Source organism: Chryseobacterium sp. SIMBA_028, assembly GCF_046535285.1.
In the GTDB taxonomy this organism is placed as follows: Bacteria; Bacteroidota; Bacteroidia; order Flavobacteriales; family Weeksellaceae; genus Chryseobacterium.
The window spans coordinates 157,124-171,965 of sequence record NZ_JAWRWZ010000012.1 but is presented as its reverse complement, the minus strand read 5'-3'; the positions used below and the strand labels follow the sequence as shown (position 1 = coordinate 171,965).

14 protein-coding genes are annotated in these 14,842 nt (G+C 34.6%); 9 read left to right on the top strand and 5 right to left on the bottom strand.

The window, feature by feature from the left end:
• Positions 1 to 546 (bottom strand): NUMOD4 domain-containing protein, encoded by a 546-nt coding sequence (locus SCA31_RS17150; protein ID WP_410698188.1) that lies wholly within the window; start codon positions 544 to 546, stop codon positions 1 to 3.
• An 80-nt stretch (positions 547 to 626) separates the two neighbouring features.
• On the opposite strand from SCA31_RS17150, the gene SCA31_RS17145 reads away from it, so the two are divergent.
• The 8 genes from SCA31_RS17145 (at position 627) to SCA31_RS17110 (ending at position 9,832) form a co-directional block, all read left to right on the top strand.
• Positions 627 to 2,381, top strand: a complete 1,755-nt coding sequence (locus SCA31_RS17145; protein ID WP_410698187.1) for a T9SS type A sorting domain-containing protein — start codon at positions 627 to 629, stop codon at positions 2,379 to 2,381.
• Between the two features lie 538 nt (positions 2,382 to 2,919).
• Complete coding sequence (locus tag SCA31_RS17140) at positions 2,920 to 3,330, top strand: hypothetical protein (protein ID WP_410698186.1); 411 nt, start codon at positions 2,920 to 2,922, stop codon at positions 3,328 to 3,330.
• Positions 3,331 to 3,611: 281 nt separating this feature from the next.
• Positions 3,612 to 4,151, top strand: coding sequence for a hypothetical protein (locus SCA31_RS17135; RefSeq protein ID WP_072923307.1), 540 nt, complete (start codon positions 3,612 to 3,614; stop codon positions 4,149 to 4,151).
• 669 nt (positions 4,152 to 4,820) lie between these two features.
• Positions 4,821 to 6,119 (top strand): DUF4099 domain-containing protein, encoded by a 1,299-nt coding sequence (locus tag SCA31_RS17130; protein WP_410698185.1) that lies wholly within the window; start codon positions 4,821 to 4,823, stop codon positions 6,117 to 6,119.
• A gap of 76 nt (positions 6,120 to 6,195) precedes the next feature.
• A complete protein-coding gene (locus SCA31_RS17125; RefSeq protein ID WP_410698184.1) occupies positions 6,196 to 7,641 on the top strand; it encodes a helix-turn-helix domain-containing protein in 1,446 nt (481 codons plus the stop codon).
• A gap of 336 nt (positions 7,642 to 7,977) precedes the next feature.
• Entirely contained in the window at positions 7,978 to 8,826 is an 849-nt protein-coding gene (locus SCA31_RS17120) for an RteC domain-containing protein (RefSeq protein ID WP_410698183.1), read from the top strand.
• A 179-nt stretch (positions 8,827 to 9,005) separates the two neighbouring features.
• Entirely contained in the window at positions 9,006 to 9,182 is a 177-nt protein-coding gene (locus SCA31_RS17115) for a bacteriocin-like protein (RefSeq protein ID WP_410698182.1), read from the top strand.
• Between the two features lie 347 nt (positions 9,183 to 9,529).
• Positions 9,530 to 9,832, top strand: a complete 303-nt coding sequence (locus SCA31_RS17110) for a helix-turn-helix domain-containing protein (RefSeq protein WP_410698181.1) — start codon at positions 9,530 to 9,532, stop codon at positions 9,830 to 9,832.
• A gap of 186 nt (positions 9,833 to 10,018) precedes the next feature.
• Here SCA31_RS17110 and SCA31_RS17105 read toward each other — a convergent pair whose 3' ends face one another.
• The 3 genes from SCA31_RS17105 to SCA31_RS17095 form a co-directional block, all read right to left on the bottom strand.
• Positions 10,019 to 11,308 carry a DUF389 domain-containing protein gene (locus SCA31_RS17105; RefSeq protein ID WP_410698180.1) on the bottom strand — a complete coding sequence of 430 codons (1,290 nt, stop codon included), beginning with the start codon at positions 11,306 to 11,308 and terminating at the stop codon, positions 10,019 to 10,021.
• A gap of 338 nt (positions 11,309 to 11,646) precedes the next feature.
• Positions 11,647 to 12,135 (bottom strand): DUF421 domain-containing protein, encoded by a 489-nt coding sequence (locus SCA31_RS17100; RefSeq protein WP_410698179.1) that lies wholly within the window; start codon positions 12,133 to 12,135, stop codon positions 11,647 to 11,649.
• A gap of 218 nt (positions 12,136 to 12,353) precedes the next feature.
• Positions 12,354 to 12,944: a Crp/Fnr family transcriptional regulator gene (locus SCA31_RS17095; protein WP_410698178.1), complete on the bottom strand. Its 591-nt coding sequence runs from the start codon at positions 12,942 to 12,944 to the stop codon at positions 12,354 to 12,356.
• A gap of 613 nt (positions 12,945 to 13,557) precedes the next feature.
• Here SCA31_RS17095 and SCA31_RS17090 point away from each other — a divergent pair.
• The gene (locus tag SCA31_RS17090) at positions 13,558 to 14,154 is read left to right on the top strand and encodes a Crp/Fnr family transcriptional regulator (protein WP_090024887.1); all 597 of its coding nucleotides are present in this window, start codon (positions 13,558 to 13,560) and stop codon (positions 14,152 to 14,154) included.
• A gap of 83 nt (positions 14,155 to 14,237) precedes the next feature.
• Here the strand turns inward: SCA31_RS17090 and SCA31_RS17085 are convergent, their stop codons facing one another.
• Positions 14,238 to 14,831, bottom strand: coding sequence for a Crp/Fnr family transcriptional regulator (locus tag SCA31_RS17085; protein ID WP_410698177.1), 594 nt, complete (start codon positions 14,829 to 14,831; stop codon positions 14,238 to 14,240).
• Between the last annotated feature and the right edge of the window lie 11 nt (positions 14,832 to 14,842).

The following is a 14,842-nucleotide window of genomic DNA, read 5'->3' as shown; positions in this document are numbered from 1 at the left end:
TTAGCCTTTTTTCAGTAACATCTCCTTTGATCGGTTTTTATGCTCCTTTTTTCGATTAACTAATGAACTGAAGGAACATAATGAGAGTTTTGAAAGATCGATATCCCATAACATTTCATTGTGGTTATCAATAACCAGCGTTTTGTCATTCATATCAAATTTCTCTACAAAACAATAATAAAGCAAACGGGAAATCATTAGCAGGGTTCTTTTCTCCTTTTGGTTGAGCCGTATATAAAGATACTGGGTATCACCTTTGCCCATTAAATTAAGAGGCATTATCTGTTCTTCACCGTAAAAAATGTTATGATGAGAAGTCCAGCCACTCAATCGTTTTATTCTTCCTTTATCGGAAATCATATACCGATCTTCGAATCTAGGTGTGGGCTTCCAATGTTCCTCCGGAAGATTTTTGAGTGAGAGATTCAGACATGCAGGAGGATTGTCTTTATCAATGAGAGGCTTACCTAACTTTTCCCACAGAGAATGGTTAAGCATAGGGTCTGGATTAAGTGCTTTAGTAAAAGAAAACTTTAGCCAATTCACTTACTAAAATTTAGACTCAATATTTTTCACATGTTAATATATTATCTTAGTTTCGCGGAAAATTAATAAACAACATGTATATGAGGTATTTATATTTATTGATGTGTTTTTTTATACAGGCTTCTTTAATGGCTCAGGTACCCAGCTGGGCTGCCCGTATTAAAAGTATTTCGGAAGATTATGTTTCAGATTTAGCTACAGATGCCGAAGGAAATGTTTATGCAGTGGGAAGGTTTCTTGATGGAGTAGATTTTGATCCCGGGCCGGGAATTTATAATCTTAATAATTTTACGCAAGAAAAAGGGAATCTATTTTGTGTAAAGTACAGTTCCGAAGGTAATCTTATATGGGCAAAGCAGATAGGGGGTGATCGGGGTGTGAGTGTACATCCTGTCAATGCAGAATATCTTCATCCTAAAATTGCTTTAGATGGTAATGGCTATTTGTATATTACCGGACTATTTGATTATCGTATGGATCTTGATCCCAGCTCTTCCGGATCATTTTTTCTGCCTCTTCTCTCATTAACTAGTGCTACGACTCGTTTCCTTGGAAAATATACCACTGATGGAGATTTCGTTTGGGCTAAAAGAGTGGGAGATGAAAATATTTTGGGAAGTGTCTTCAATAATATGAAAGTCGATACAGCTGGTAATATATACTTAGCTGGGCATTTTTGGAATACAGTAGATTTCGATCCTGGGCCAGGCACTTTTAATCTTACTTCAGATAACAAATATGATATTGTTTTTATGAAGATCAATACCAACGGAGACTTTGCATGGGCAAGAAAAATAGGTAACCCCGGTGTAGATGATATTGTAAAAAAGATCGCTATTGATGGGCAAAGTCTATATATTACAGGTTCTTACAGGGGGCTTGTGGATTTTGATCCTCAAAGTGGCGTCTATAATTTGCAGTCTGAAAGCAATTCTGAGGATGCATATATAGCAAAATATAATTTGTCGGATGGCGGTTTGCAATGGGCAAAGACATTAGGATCAGGAAATGGTTATGATGTAGGATACGCTATTCAGGTAGATAATTTAGGAAATGTATACACCTCCGGACACTATAGGGGAACAGTAGATTTTGATTTTAGTCCTAATTCCACTTACCCAATGACTGCTCTTGGCACTGGCTATAGTATGTATCTTTTAAAACTAAACACTTTAGGTGAATTCATTTGGGTAAAGCAATTTGATGCGATGGGTCAGCTATTTCCTTCGGAGACAAGGCCTTATGATATTGCTGTGAAAGGAGGTCGTGTTTATTTTACAGGATATTTCCTTACAAGTATGGATTGCAATCCGGCAGCAAACCAGCAATTTATTATTAATTCTAATGGAGGGAATTATGATATTTATCTGATATCATTAGATACCAATGGTTCGTTTCTCTGGGCAAAAAGCTACGGAGGCGTTCTTCATGATTATCCGTATGCCGTAAGAATTGATAAAAATGATGATATCATTTTAGGCGGAAAATATTCTGATAAGGTTAATTTCTTTCCAACAATAACCAATGAAAATGTTGATGGCTATGATGGATTTACTATTAAGCTAAATAAAAACGGATTTCTAAAAACCGATGATATTGCTACTGCTGAAAAAATTAGAATCTACCCTAATCCTACCAGTGATAAGATTTTTATTAATTCTGAATCAGATATTCTTGATGTAAAAGTTTTCGATATAGATGGACGTTTGTTACTTACAAAAAATGTGACCGGAAATTCTACAGATTTAGATATGACTAATTTAAAAGTAGGGATGTATACTATTACCGTAACTGGATCTCTAAAAAGTTTTAGCAAAAAAATCATCAAAAAATAATAGTCTTAATCATTTAAATTGAATTTAATAATCATAAAGAGCAGCTTACTATGTAGTGAGTTGCTTTTTTATAAAGAAACCTTGTAAACTTTTATTTGGCAAGAATGAGAAAATTATCTAGAGCATGAATCCTATTTATAATATTTCGCAATGTGTCAGAAGCATCTGAAGTCTAAGTATCATTGATGATTTTAGCCGAGAAGTCCTTGGTATTGCGAGTAACATGAGCTAACTTCGGCAAAGGTCTACAGTTTGCTGCAGGAAAAAGCGGTACTTTTAAATGTTTTTAAGAGGGAGATGATGAGAATACATAATAAAAGACAATCTCAAAAAACGATTGTAAACATGACCGCCATTACTGTTAATTAAAATGCTCATTCATTTTAAAAGAAAAGCAGTATCTATTTACCCACCAATTTGGGTTGTACTTAATTAAAGAATAGAATATATTCAGCATCATGCTGCTGATAAAAAATTTAAAGAACCTATGAGATCTACATTAACAGACTTACAAAAAGAAGAATATGAAAGCTTAGTCATGAGACTGCGCAACGCAGGTGCCAAAAATCCTTCTAGTTGGGCTTCCAGCGAAGTCACTGAAGGAATACCACAGTTTGCTAGATTTCTCATCCTTAAGTCTCTATTCGATATCGCAAAATCTACATACGACAATATCACTATGGCCTCTGACTTTGATGATGAAGTTGAGGAAAAATATGATGCCATAAAAGACATCGTTGGAGAGGAAAAATTATTAAGTTTTTTGACCTCCTACTCTAAAGGTATTATTTACAATGTCGTTGGACTGTTAGATGAAGGAAACCAGGAAGCGGATCGAGATAAAATAAGCTGGACACTGATGAAGACCGATGAAAATTTTCAATCTACAGGACAGGTGGTCCAAGGTCTTCATGAAGATTTTTTAGAGTTTGAAGATGAAATAAAATAAAGAAATTCCTATCGGACCAAATAACAATCATATAAACTCAATATTTTATGAATAAAAATAAGCTTTATATTGACGCAATAATTGTAAAATTATCTTATTTATAGCTTATTTTTCTAAGTATGAAAAAGGTGTGGAAGTAGGAACATCGGGAATAAATAGATTGATTAAGTGGGAAAGGTCAAAACAAATTAAATTATTAAATTTAATTTTTCCAAGAAACAGGGAAGTTTAACCGTATATTTAAGTTATTTACCATTTTAAAAAACAACACTTATCAGAGAATGATTCACAAGCTTAATAAAAATTACACTACTGAAAATAAAAATAGAAAACTCAAAGAAAAGTATTTGCTTTCATATAGTTTTTCACCAGGATTCTATGACAAACTTTGCTCCATAGATTTGTATATTGATAAAAATTATGACTATGAATTATTCTTATTTTTTCACGAGAAAAATCTAAAAGATTTTTCTACATCCAATAAATCAGCAAGAATTTTTTTAAACTTAAAATCAAAATTACCCTACAAAGTCCGGGAAATACTCTATGATTTTTTTGAAAGTGATCTTAAACTAAAAGAAAACTATTACAACGGCAAAAATATGTTTGGAATTTCTGATCGCAATGAAACGACATATAACATCAATCATAAAAATGGATATTTTAGTTTAAATATGACAGTTGATATACTTGACAAAAATCTATTTCAAAGTAAGAATGAAATTAAATTCTTGAAATTGACCTCGATAATTGAAAAATGGTGTAATAAACTTCGTGATGATTTTATGAAAGAATATGGACATGAAAAAAACGGCATATAAAAGTGGGTTCGCACAATGGCAGATTTTATTTTTCTAAGTCAGAAATTGATCAACTTTTGTTGGATTTCATGAAAGTGAATGGTTTATGCCAATAGACGAAGTTATTTTGGCAATATTGGAGGGGAGGTAATAATTGAATCGATTGAAAGTCTGAAAATCGACGAAAGTGATGATCAATTTATGTTAATTCCTAATAAAAAACAAATCCTAAAGAATTGCTTGGAATAGATTTATCAAATATGGATTATTATCACAGTTATTCTGATTTTGAAGAAAAATACATTGCTAAAATGGAAACTGAATAAAGTAAATAATCTCAGAAAATGTTAATAATTTTTTAAATGTCAGAAAGAATGCGAAAATTCAATCAACAGCTATACAGTTCCATAGCTAAATTATTCCCAAATTTATAAAAACATCAATACTATATTGGTGAAACGTATTGGGAAATTGGACAGCTTATAATTATATGTTTACATAGTAAGACTAAGTTGTGTTATATTTTTATTACAGGAAACATATTTTCTTTTATTATAGATTACATCCTGCGCATTAGTTTAAGTTTTCTGAAAAATGATAACGCCGATCGTTGTCAAGTAATGCCCTAGCGTACCGAATAATCGATGGATGACTACTGCTCTATAACTTGGTTTGCTTATACGTATAGTTATGGAAAAGGAAAATAATAGTGAACTGAGCGCAGTAGAAAAAATTGGTAGTACACTACTCGTACTACATCGAAGCAGCAGTACTATTCGAATGGTTGAGGGAGTGGATCAGAATGGAGAATTGAAAGACAACGGTTTTAAAGAGATAAGTTCTGATCAGATACTTCATTTGGATACAGAGGACAGGTCCTTTGCTCAAATGTTTAGTGAATTCTATCATCAGCTGAAAGACCCTGCTGATTTTTCATTTTTTAAGGTAACTGAGTATGAAGCTCAGCAGACAGCTGTAGACTTGCAGCAGTATGTGGATCAGGCTTCAGAGGAGGAGAAAGAATTGCTTAAGGAGTATGAAGTTTCTATTGATGCTGTAGAGGCTCATAGAGGTCTTTCGGACGGAAATAAGGTTACGGACCATAGGGTAGAAGATCGCTACCTATACAATCCTGAACAGGTGAACTGGAAGATGATGATGAAGGTTGGTTTGAGTATAGATAAGCTCAGGGAGATGGGTGCTTTGGAGCCGATGCTCAAAGGATATAAAACACCTGTGCTCGTTCCTGTTGAATTTAAGATAGGCTCAGTGGTGACTCAGATGGAGGCCAGACTTTCACTTCGGGTGACTCATGCAGGGAATTTGGAAGTCAGGTTTTATCCGGTAAGAAAAGATCCTGATTTTACAAAGACTTTTTTAGGACATGAGTTTACCTGGGAAGATCAAAGAAACCTGATGGAGAGCGGGAATATGGGGAGGGTAGTGGATTTGGTGTACCCCATTACAGGAGAAAAGATTCCGTCACTGATCTCCAGAGACAGGCTGACTAATGATTTGATTGCAGTAAGAACAAATGAAATGAGAATTCCGCTGGTCATTAAAGGAGTGACTTTGAATGAAGAGCAGAAAAAGGTTCTTAGGGAAGGGAAGGTCCTGTTTATTGAAAATATGCTTTCCTCTAGGGGAACGCTCTTTAATGCTTCAGTTCAGTATAATGCAGATAAGCGGTATGTGGAGTTTTTGTTTAAGAAGAATAGTAAGAGTCTTAGGGTAGGAGAGTTAAAGAGCAGATTTAAGGCAGAGGTTCCTGGGATGTTTAGAGGGAAGAAGCTTAAGGCTTGGCAGATGGAGAAATTAAAGGCAGGGGAGACGGCGTATGTTGATGGGCTGGTGGATAAGAATGGGAAGAAGTATCAGGGGTATTTGAAATTTGATAGAAAGGTGGGGAAGTTTGAGTTTTCGTTTAGGAATGTTTGGAAGAAGGACCTTAAGAGGACTTCGGGTAAATCGAAAGGGAAGAAATTGTGAGGCGAAACTTTTCAATTATATTTTATTTTACGACACATTCTGTCGCATTACCATTATAGCTTTGAAAAAATAGATTATGAGACTTAAAGCTACTGTATGTCTTCAAAAGAAAATGGACTTTCTCTTAGGGATTATTTATTATTTCAACTTCAAGAAATTTGAGCCTGCCCTGGATGAATATCTCAAAGCCTATCAATATGCCCAGAATACCAGCGATAATTATCTCAGATATAAGGTGAAATACCATCTTGGGGTTGTTAAAAGCTATCTGGGGTATTATCAGGATGCTTTGGAATTGTTTAACGACTGCAACCACTTCTTTGAAACAAAATCCAAAGAACAACTCCACCCTAATGAAATTTATAACAATACAAGGGGATATTATAATACCCTGCATCAGATGATTGTATGTTATCGAAATCTAAAACAATTTAAAGTTTCGGATAGTCTGGTGAATGTGGCGCTCTCCAGAACATATGATATGGATGAATTTTCTTTGGAGCGTGGATATTTTTTTAAATGCAAAGGGCTTTTAGAATACAATCATAAAAATTATAAAGCAGCCATATCTGATCTGGGGCAATCACTGGATCCGATTTTGAAGGCGAAAGATTTTGCCTGGGCCTCTGTGGTATACTATTACCTGGGGAAAAGCTACAGTAGTTTTGATGAAGCCAAAAGTCTGAAATATCTGATGAAGGTGGATTCAATTTTTAATACCCATCATTTCATATTACCTGAAGTTAGAGCAAGTTATGAAGATCTGATCAAGAGCAGTAAAAAAGATAAAAGTTTGGAAAAGGAGCTGTACTACACCAAACAGCTGCTAAAAGTTGACAGTGTCTTAGTTAGGGATTTTAGTTATTTGTCTCCCCGGATTCATAAAGAATATGACACCAGATTACTCATGGATAAGAAAGAGCAGCTTGAAAGGAAAAGTAAGGGAAGATTGATTTCAATGATTGTATGTATTGCTTTGGCGTTATTTTTCTTAGGAATGTTCATTTTCCGATATTATAGGGAGCAAAAGGTGCAGCGGAAATATACTGAGCTTCAATACAAATTAAGTGAAGAAGGATTGAAAGTTCGGCATCATATAGAGGAAAAGAAAGAAAAGCTGAAAGCGGAAGGGGAGCAGAGGAAAAGTGTTCTTACTGCTGAACAGATCCAGGATTTATCGTCTAAACTTAGACTGTTTGAAAGCAATAAGGGGTTTGTCAAAAAAGGGCTGACCCAAAATAAGCTCGCCTTACAGTTAAATACCAATACGTCGTATTTATCTACCTATATCAATGAACAAAAGAAAATGAATTTTAACCGGTATATAGGGGAGCTGCGGATTTCATATATTACCCAGCTTTTAAATTCCAATAAAAAATACCTGAACTATACCATTGAAGCGCTGGCAGAAGAATGTGGGATTTCTTCAAGACAAAATTTTTCAGATCTTTTTTATGAAATCAATGGAATCAGGCCAAAGGATTTTATCAGGAAAAGAAAAGAAGAACTGGAAGAAAACTGATTTTACCGTCTGTCAGTTTAAATATCTGTAAAGACTTTTCTTGCAGGCCTGAAGCAGTACTTTTGTTCTATTTACAGAATAGATTATTTTTCCATAGGCTAAGATTACAATTAGAAATACAAAAGCCTCCCGGGGCACGGGAGGCAAAGTGTAAATTTTTAGAAGTATGAAAGTATTCAAGTATTTAAATGTAAAAAGAGTTTTAAATAAGAGTTTATGATTCAAGTCATAAACTGAAATTATGCAGGGCTCTCCAGAGATAAAACTACGAGTCAGGTAGAAAACGGATGTTTCTCTGTAATATTCTAAATCTTTGTAATTTTCTGAAAAAAGGATATGGTAACAAAGACACTTTTTAGAAATTTATCTGTACTCCGGCAAGATGTAGAACAGCAGATTGTAATGGTAACAAATCAATATGATGATATTATGACATCATCTGAGATCATACTCCTGATACTTGATGAAAGTATAAGGAAACTTAAAAATATGGTCAAGAATTTTACCTTTGAATCTGTTGCTGATGAGGTTTATTTTTTTAAAGATCATAAGCCCTACTTTATTTCCAGATATATCTATTATTCCAAGGTATTGAATACCGAGACCTCCAAACCGGTAGCGGGCGATAAAGCATTGAGAAAATTTTATCAGGCAGAGCTCTTAAAACTCAGGAGGTATTATTCTGATCAGGCTGATTTTTACAATTACTACCGAAGAAAAGCAACCTATCTGGATCATAAGTATTTTACCAGAAGATCATACGATTTAAAGATGAAACTTTCCTCAAGCATATACAACCTTGATGAAGATTTTACAACCTCTCATGACCATAAAATAGCTGTAATACAGGCTAATGAGCTGCTGGAAGATTACCTGATAAAATCAATCCGCAATATCGGGCAGGAAACAGTGGTAAATATCGGGGAAGTAGGAAAATTAATATGGACATCTTCAAAAGTGTCACTGATAGAGCTGATGTATGCACTTCACAGGACGGGTTGTTTTAATGGGGGTAATGTTGATTTCAGTGAAGTCATAAGATTTACAGAACGATCATTAGAAATTGATTTAGGCAATTTTTACAAGACCATTGGTGAAATTAAAAGCAGAAAATATACTAAAACTAAATTTTTGGAGCTATTGAAAGAAAGCCTTGAGAAGGCTTTAATGGAAGGAGAAGATTAATACCGTATCCCCTCTCAATTTTTTACCGTCAAAGCGGGCTGAGATGTGCAACAGCTGTTTCATAAAAATGCGACACTTACTTTTAAATTATTCACACTTATTAATTGAAGGTTTGTTTTGATCAAAAACTCATTCATTTTTGTATAGCAGAAAACAAAATAACTTAACCATATATGATTATGAAAAATCTAAAAAAACTTTCAAGACAAGATCTAAAGAATGTAAAAGGAGCATTAAATGCTGTTTTACCTTTACAGATAGGATGTGCAGTAAGATGTGTATGCACCAGCACTGTTGACGGATCTCCGTTTATTGGAATATGTAATTCAAGAACTGGACTTTGCTGCTCTGCCTGATTTTTTGGTTCTGGAGAATAATTGCCGACTTTGACAAGGGTAGCTGTTTGACATTTTTACCAACTTCAATTTTAAAAAGCCTTCCCTATAGGAAGGCTTTAGCGTATCTGAAAATCAGTATATCTGTTTGATTGTTTGAATATGTCTTAGCTTTATTATTCATTGCTTGATTGAGTATATGATGTCCCGTTTTAACCTTAAGATCAATTGGAATCCCGTTGAGATAATTTTTAAAAGTATAATATTGATGGTATTCGGCGAAGAATCGTACGGTAGTACCGATGGGCTACCGAATGAAATTCATGGTATTTGCTAAACTTTGTAACAGACATTAAAAACAAAGTATCATGAATATTGACAGAATAGAATTCATTTCCTGGATGGAAAGAATTATGACAAGATTTGACATTCTCAGTGAGAAGTTAAAAGAGAATGAAAACGAGTTAAACAGTATTGATGGAGAGCATCTGCTGGATAATCAGGATGTTTTACAGCTGCTTAAAATAAGTTCAAGATCCCTGCAGCGCTACCGTTCTGATAAAAAATTACCGTACTATACCATCAGTGGTAAGCTGTATTATAAACTCTCTGATGTCCATCAACTCATAAGAGACAGCTTTAGTGCAGGGTGCCGAAGATCCTATCAGTAAGCATCCTCGTCTGAACAGAAATGTGAACCTATACAATTGAAATGTTTGAGGTTTATTATTGTCAACAGGATGCTATCATTCCTCTGTTTTCAACAAGAGACGCAATGTAATGTTGTTTTTGTATAATCCTTTTTTTATTCACCATTATTATGGGTATTGAGCCTATCATTTTTTTATGAGCTGAAATTATTGTTTAGTTTCATTTTGTATAACTTCAATATTTTCTTCATTTAGTCTTTGCCTTAACCAGCTTTTGAGTTGTGGCTCATTTATATTTTCGCCTGAATAAATGATTGCAAATTGCAGTTTCATACTGTCTGTATGAGGATACTGTTCAATCTTCCCGTAAGAAATTCTTTTCATATCAGGATATAAAATCTGTAATTCCTTCATGAGCGTGGAGTCAGAGATTTTATACATGTCGAGCTGCTGCCTTAGTTGTGAAATGGCAATGTCTTTTTCAGAGATGTGACGGTCAGCTTTGTTGATTTCACTTAAAATCTCTGATTTAAGATCTGATGTGTTCTGTCTTATATTCAATTTTGTATTGGACAGACCGCTGCTGATAAGCATTTTATTATAAGCTTCGACTTCAGCCGGGGTAAACTTTTTATTAATAAAAGCAACATCAATAGTCCTGGGATTTAAATGATAATTGATCTTTTTATAAATCACGGTATATCCATTGTTGTCAAATTCCTTTTGTATAAACTGTTCAGCGGTTTTTGTAAACTTTTTTTCATTATAAAGGTTATAAGCCAGGTAAAAGCTTGGTACAATCATGACGATCATTAAAAATGAAATACTGTAGCGAATTCTTTTTTCATATTTATTACCAATGAGCGAAGATGGATACTTAAGATATTTTACAACCAGAAATGTAGCGATACAGATAAAAAAACAGTTAATAGTATAGAGATAGAATGCTCCAAAAAAATAAGAAAAATTAAATGTTGCCAATCCAAATCCGGCAGTGCACAGAGGTGGCATCAGTGCTGTAGCGATGGCAACTCCAGGAATAGGATTTCCTTTCTCTACCCGTGTGATGGCAATGACTCCCACCAGGCCTCCAAAAAACGCAATCAATACATCATAAATATTAGGAGCTGTCCTTGCCAATAACTCAGACTGGACATCCTTAAAAGGACTTAAATAGAAATAAACTGCAGAAACAAGCAGACTCACCACAGTAGCTATCAGGAGATTTTTGATAGATTTTTTAAGTAAGGGGAAATCATCTGTTCCCAGAGCAAATCCCGCCCCCACAATGGGGCCCATCAGAGGGGAGATGAGCATGGCACCGATAATTACTGCCGTTGAGTTTACATTGAGTCCTACTGAAGCTATAATTATAGCACAGGCAAGAATCCAGAGATTTGATCCCCTGAAAGAAATGTTGGACGTAACATTATCCATTACTTTATCTTTTTTTTCTTCGCCATTGTGGAGATTGATAAAATTAAAAAAAAAATTCATTATATGTTTTTTATCTGTTTGATATAGAGATGATAGTAGTGATCTGTGATTTGCACTTTATATGGAGCACATCAATGTTTTTCAGCACCTTGATAATCAAAAATAAGGTTTTTTATTCTTTTTGGCGGTGAAATTTTGATTACAGGAAAATCTCCGCTATATCGGAAGAAAGAAAAAGATAATTATTGTTTGTGATTTAAAACGATAGATTCTATTTTTCAGATTTTCCGTAATTGATATAAGGTATCCTTTAAAAGGGATCATATTTAAGGTGATGATCAATTCATTTAGCTTATTTTAAGCTATTTCTGATACACAGAGATTTACCTGACAAAGGCTTATTCTTTTATAACAATGCTAATCTCACCGCTTCTCTCAATATAGATAGTTTTAATGTTATTCAAATCATCGGTCATAGCCCTCTTTCTCAATTCCTGCATCACGTCTTCTCTATGCAGCTGTGCTCTCTCCATGTTCTCAGTGATAAACCTGCCGTCTTTAAAAAGCATAATCTTATCTCCCTCAATCCAATGAATAAATCGGCTGCTTTTTCCTTTGTACCAGCTGAAAAACCGATGCAGCAGAACAATCATGGTACAGGTTGTCATAACTGGGATAAAAGGGGAGGCGCCCACTACGGCGCGACTTAGAATAGCCCCGACGAGCATGACAATAATGTTGTCAAGTGGTGAGCCGATTCCAAATGATCTTCTTCCGGAAATACGGATTAAAATCAATGCTAGTATAAAAACGGTTATGCCACGACACGTCATTTGTACTGTATTCAATGACTTTCCGCTTCCCCAGAGTTCCGCTAAAAAATCCATAAGCTGTGGTTTTAGGTCAAATATGAAAATCAATCATTATGCCTTTTTAAATGATATTTTAAAATATGACCAGCTGTGATACTTTGAGATTTATGATCTCAGTCATGGTAGCTTTGGAAAATACAAATTAGATTTGTAAATGATTAATGCAGGCATTATTCTGTCTTAAATGCCAACAGGCCTTCCAAAATAGGGAGGCTTTTTCATTGGGTGATATCTTAGTAATACACTCTGCCTTTAATTATTTTAATCAGCTTTTCGTGCTCCATTTTTTTAAAAGTCCTGATGACGGTTTCAATCCTTAAACCGGTTAAAAAAGCAAGCTCTTTTCTTGTGTAAGGAATTTTATAGGAATAGTGCTCACCATGATCTCCCTTAAGATGATTAAGTACGGTAAGCAATTGATGAGTGGCGTCTTCTGATGTTAAACTGTTTAAAAAAATACAGCTGTGATATGATCTATCTGCCAGATAATAAAGAAACTTCATCTGAATCTCAAAGTCAGATTCCAGTAATTTCAATAGTTTGGAATGTTCTAACCGAAGTACTGTAGAATCCTCCATTAAGACGGCATGGACAGGATAATGGTATTTAGAAAATAAAAATATTTCGCCCACCGAGTCACCCTCCTGATGAATACTCTGTATGAATTCTCTCTTTTCAGTTTGAAAATTCGTAAGTTTTATTTTACCCGTTTTGATCTGAAAATAGTAGGCAGGTGCGGTGTTCTCTTCAAAGAGGAGTTCGGATTTTTGTAATTGAATAATGTCTGCTCCAAAAGTAATGAGCAAGTCTTCCTGTATGACCATAACTCCTAATTAAACAACCTTCACATAGCTTGCCTGTGAAATAACGTACTACAAATATATTAATTTAATATTTCTTTGAATATGATTCAGATCAAAAAGGTTTCAAAATTGACCTTATTGTACGCTCGGTAATTCCTCAAACGACGGCCGCTGGCCGTTAAAATGACTGGTTGTTTTTTAAGTTAAAAGCGGTTGACCATAATCATTTTTTTTTATCAGTCGTTTTAAATTATTGAAAATCAAATAAAAATACTTAAGACCAATTTAAATCACTATCTTTTTAAAAGATTTTCAAATATGACCTATGTCATATTATATGCTTTACTGATAGGCTACCTTTGAAGTATCTCATTTAATGAAAAATATGAATGCAACCTTTTGGCAAGTCGTGAAATCTAAACTTTTGGATATGAAATTTTCTTATAGAGCAAATGTCTCATTAGGTCTTTAGCTTGATTAGAAATTTTGTTTTTGAACTTTAAAAAGCTAAGTATTGTATATAAATACTATCATATGTTGTCAGTTAGAGCGGCAAATAAATTCAGGACGTTCAAAAATGCCCAAGTCTTCTACAACGGTAACGTAGAACAAAGCAAACCATAAAATTTACATTATGTCTATCCAAAACGGTCTTTTGCATTCAGTACAGGCAATTGAAGAGCACTACAGTGCTGGTGATTATATTTTTCGTGAAGAATCCACTCCGCTTTTTTATTATCAAATAGTAACAGGCGAAGTGAAACTTAACAGCTATAAGGAAGACGGTAAAGAGTTTATTCAGGACATCCTTTCAGATAATTCATGTTTCGGAGAATCAATGCTTATCCTGGGAAAACCGTATACCGTTAATGCGGTTGCCCTTACAAAATGTACTGTTCTTAAAATCAGCAGAGACCAGTTCTTTCAATTACTGCAGGATCATCCAGATAATTTCCTCAATATGTATACGGCTCTGTCAGAAAAAACCACCGAAAAATTGGTGTTAATGCAGAAGATTTCAAGCCAGAATGCCGAAGAGCGTTTAGTGGAACTGATGAACCAGATGAAAGAATCAAAAGAAAATAAATACAGATATTCATTCGAAATTCCCCATACCAGGCAGCAGTTGGCTTCACTTACCGGCTTGTCTCTGGAAACAACCATCAGAGTAATTAAAAGAATGGAGAAAGATGAAATTCTTATAATAAAGAATGGGAAAATATTTTACTAAAAAATATTTGTTTATCGTTTTTTATATATCCTGATTATTCATCAGGTATTCCTTCAAATTTAAGATGAGATACTATTCGTATACTAGAAATAAATTTTACGGTTTTTAATCTTAAGTACCTTTTCAGCTTCCATTTTCTTTACAGTTCGTATCACCGTTTCAATACGCAGACCGGTAATAGATGCCAGCTGTTTTCTGGTGAGGGGAAGTTCATAGGAATAGGGGCTCTGATCTTCACTTAAGCTCTTGAAGTATTTTAAAATACCTTCAATCCTGACATGGGAATACTTAGAGGCATTGTTCTGCATCAAAATAAACTTGTGATACAGACGTTCCGCAGCAAATTGCCGGACCGCTACTGCCGGCTGATGGTGCTCACTAAGAAGTTTCAGAAATTTAGCTTTAGGTACTTTTACCAGATCACCTGATGAAATAGCTATGGCACTGACCGGATAGGGCTTTTCAATCATACACAGTAGCTCACAAACGCTTTGCCCTTTATTTAAAATACTTTGAATAAGTTCTTTACCTTCTTCTGTATGGCTTAGCTTAACAGATCCGGTAATGAGCTGGTAGTAAAACTCCGGAATATCTCCTTCCTCGAAAATGATGTCAGAGGGGCTAAAAGTTTCTGTAAATCCACCGTACATGGAGAGTAATTCAATATTAATAAGCATAATAAAGTATT

Coding starts and splice junctions, on each gene's coding strand:
- SCA31_RS17145 (WP_410698187.1), top strand. CDS start 627: ATGAGGTATTTATATTTATTGATGTGTTTTTTTATACAGGCTTCTTTA.
- SCA31_RS17140 (WP_410698186.1), top strand. CDS start 2,920: ATGAGACTGCGCAACGCAGGTGCCAAAAATCCTTCTAGTTGGGCTTCC.
- SCA31_RS17135 (WP_072923307.1), top strand. CDS start 3,612: ATGATTCACAAGCTTAATAAAAATTACACTACTGAAAATAAAAATAGA.
- SCA31_RS17130 (WP_410698185.1), top strand. CDS start 4,821: ATGGAAAAGGAAAATAATAGTGAACTGAGCGCAGTAGAAAAAATTGGT.
- SCA31_RS17125 (WP_410698184.1), top strand. CDS start 6,196: ATGAGACTTAAAGCTACTGTATGTCTTCAAAAGAAAATGGACTTTCTC.
- SCA31_RS17120 (WP_410698183.1), top strand. CDS start 7,978: ATGGTAACAAAGACACTTTTTAGAAATTTATCTGTACTCCGGCAAGAT.
- SCA31_RS17115 (WP_410698182.1), top strand. CDS start 9,006: ATGAAAAATCTAAAAAAACTTTCAAGACAAGATCTAAAGAATGTAAAA.
- SCA31_RS17110 (WP_410698181.1), top strand. CDS start 9,530: ATGAATATTGACAGAATAGAATTCATTTCCTGGATGGAAAGAATTATG.
- SCA31_RS17105 (WP_410698180.1), bottom strand. CDS start 11,308: ATGAATTTTTTTTTTAATTTTATCAATCTCCACAATGGCGAAGAAAAA.
- SCA31_RS17100 (WP_410698179.1), bottom strand. CDS start 12,135: ATGGATTTTTTAGCGGAACTCTGGGGAAGCGGAAAGTCATTGAATACA.
- SCA31_RS17095 (WP_410698178.1), bottom strand. CDS start 12,944: ATGGTCATACAGGAAGACTTGCTCATTACTTTTGGAGCAGACATTATT.
- SCA31_RS17090 (WP_090024887.1), top strand. CDS start 13,558: ATGTCTATCCAAAACGGTCTTTTGCATTCAGTACAGGCAATTGAAGAG.
- SCA31_RS17085 (WP_410698177.1), bottom strand. CDS start 14,831: ATGCTTATTAATATTGAATTACTCTCCATGTACGGTGGATTTACAGAA.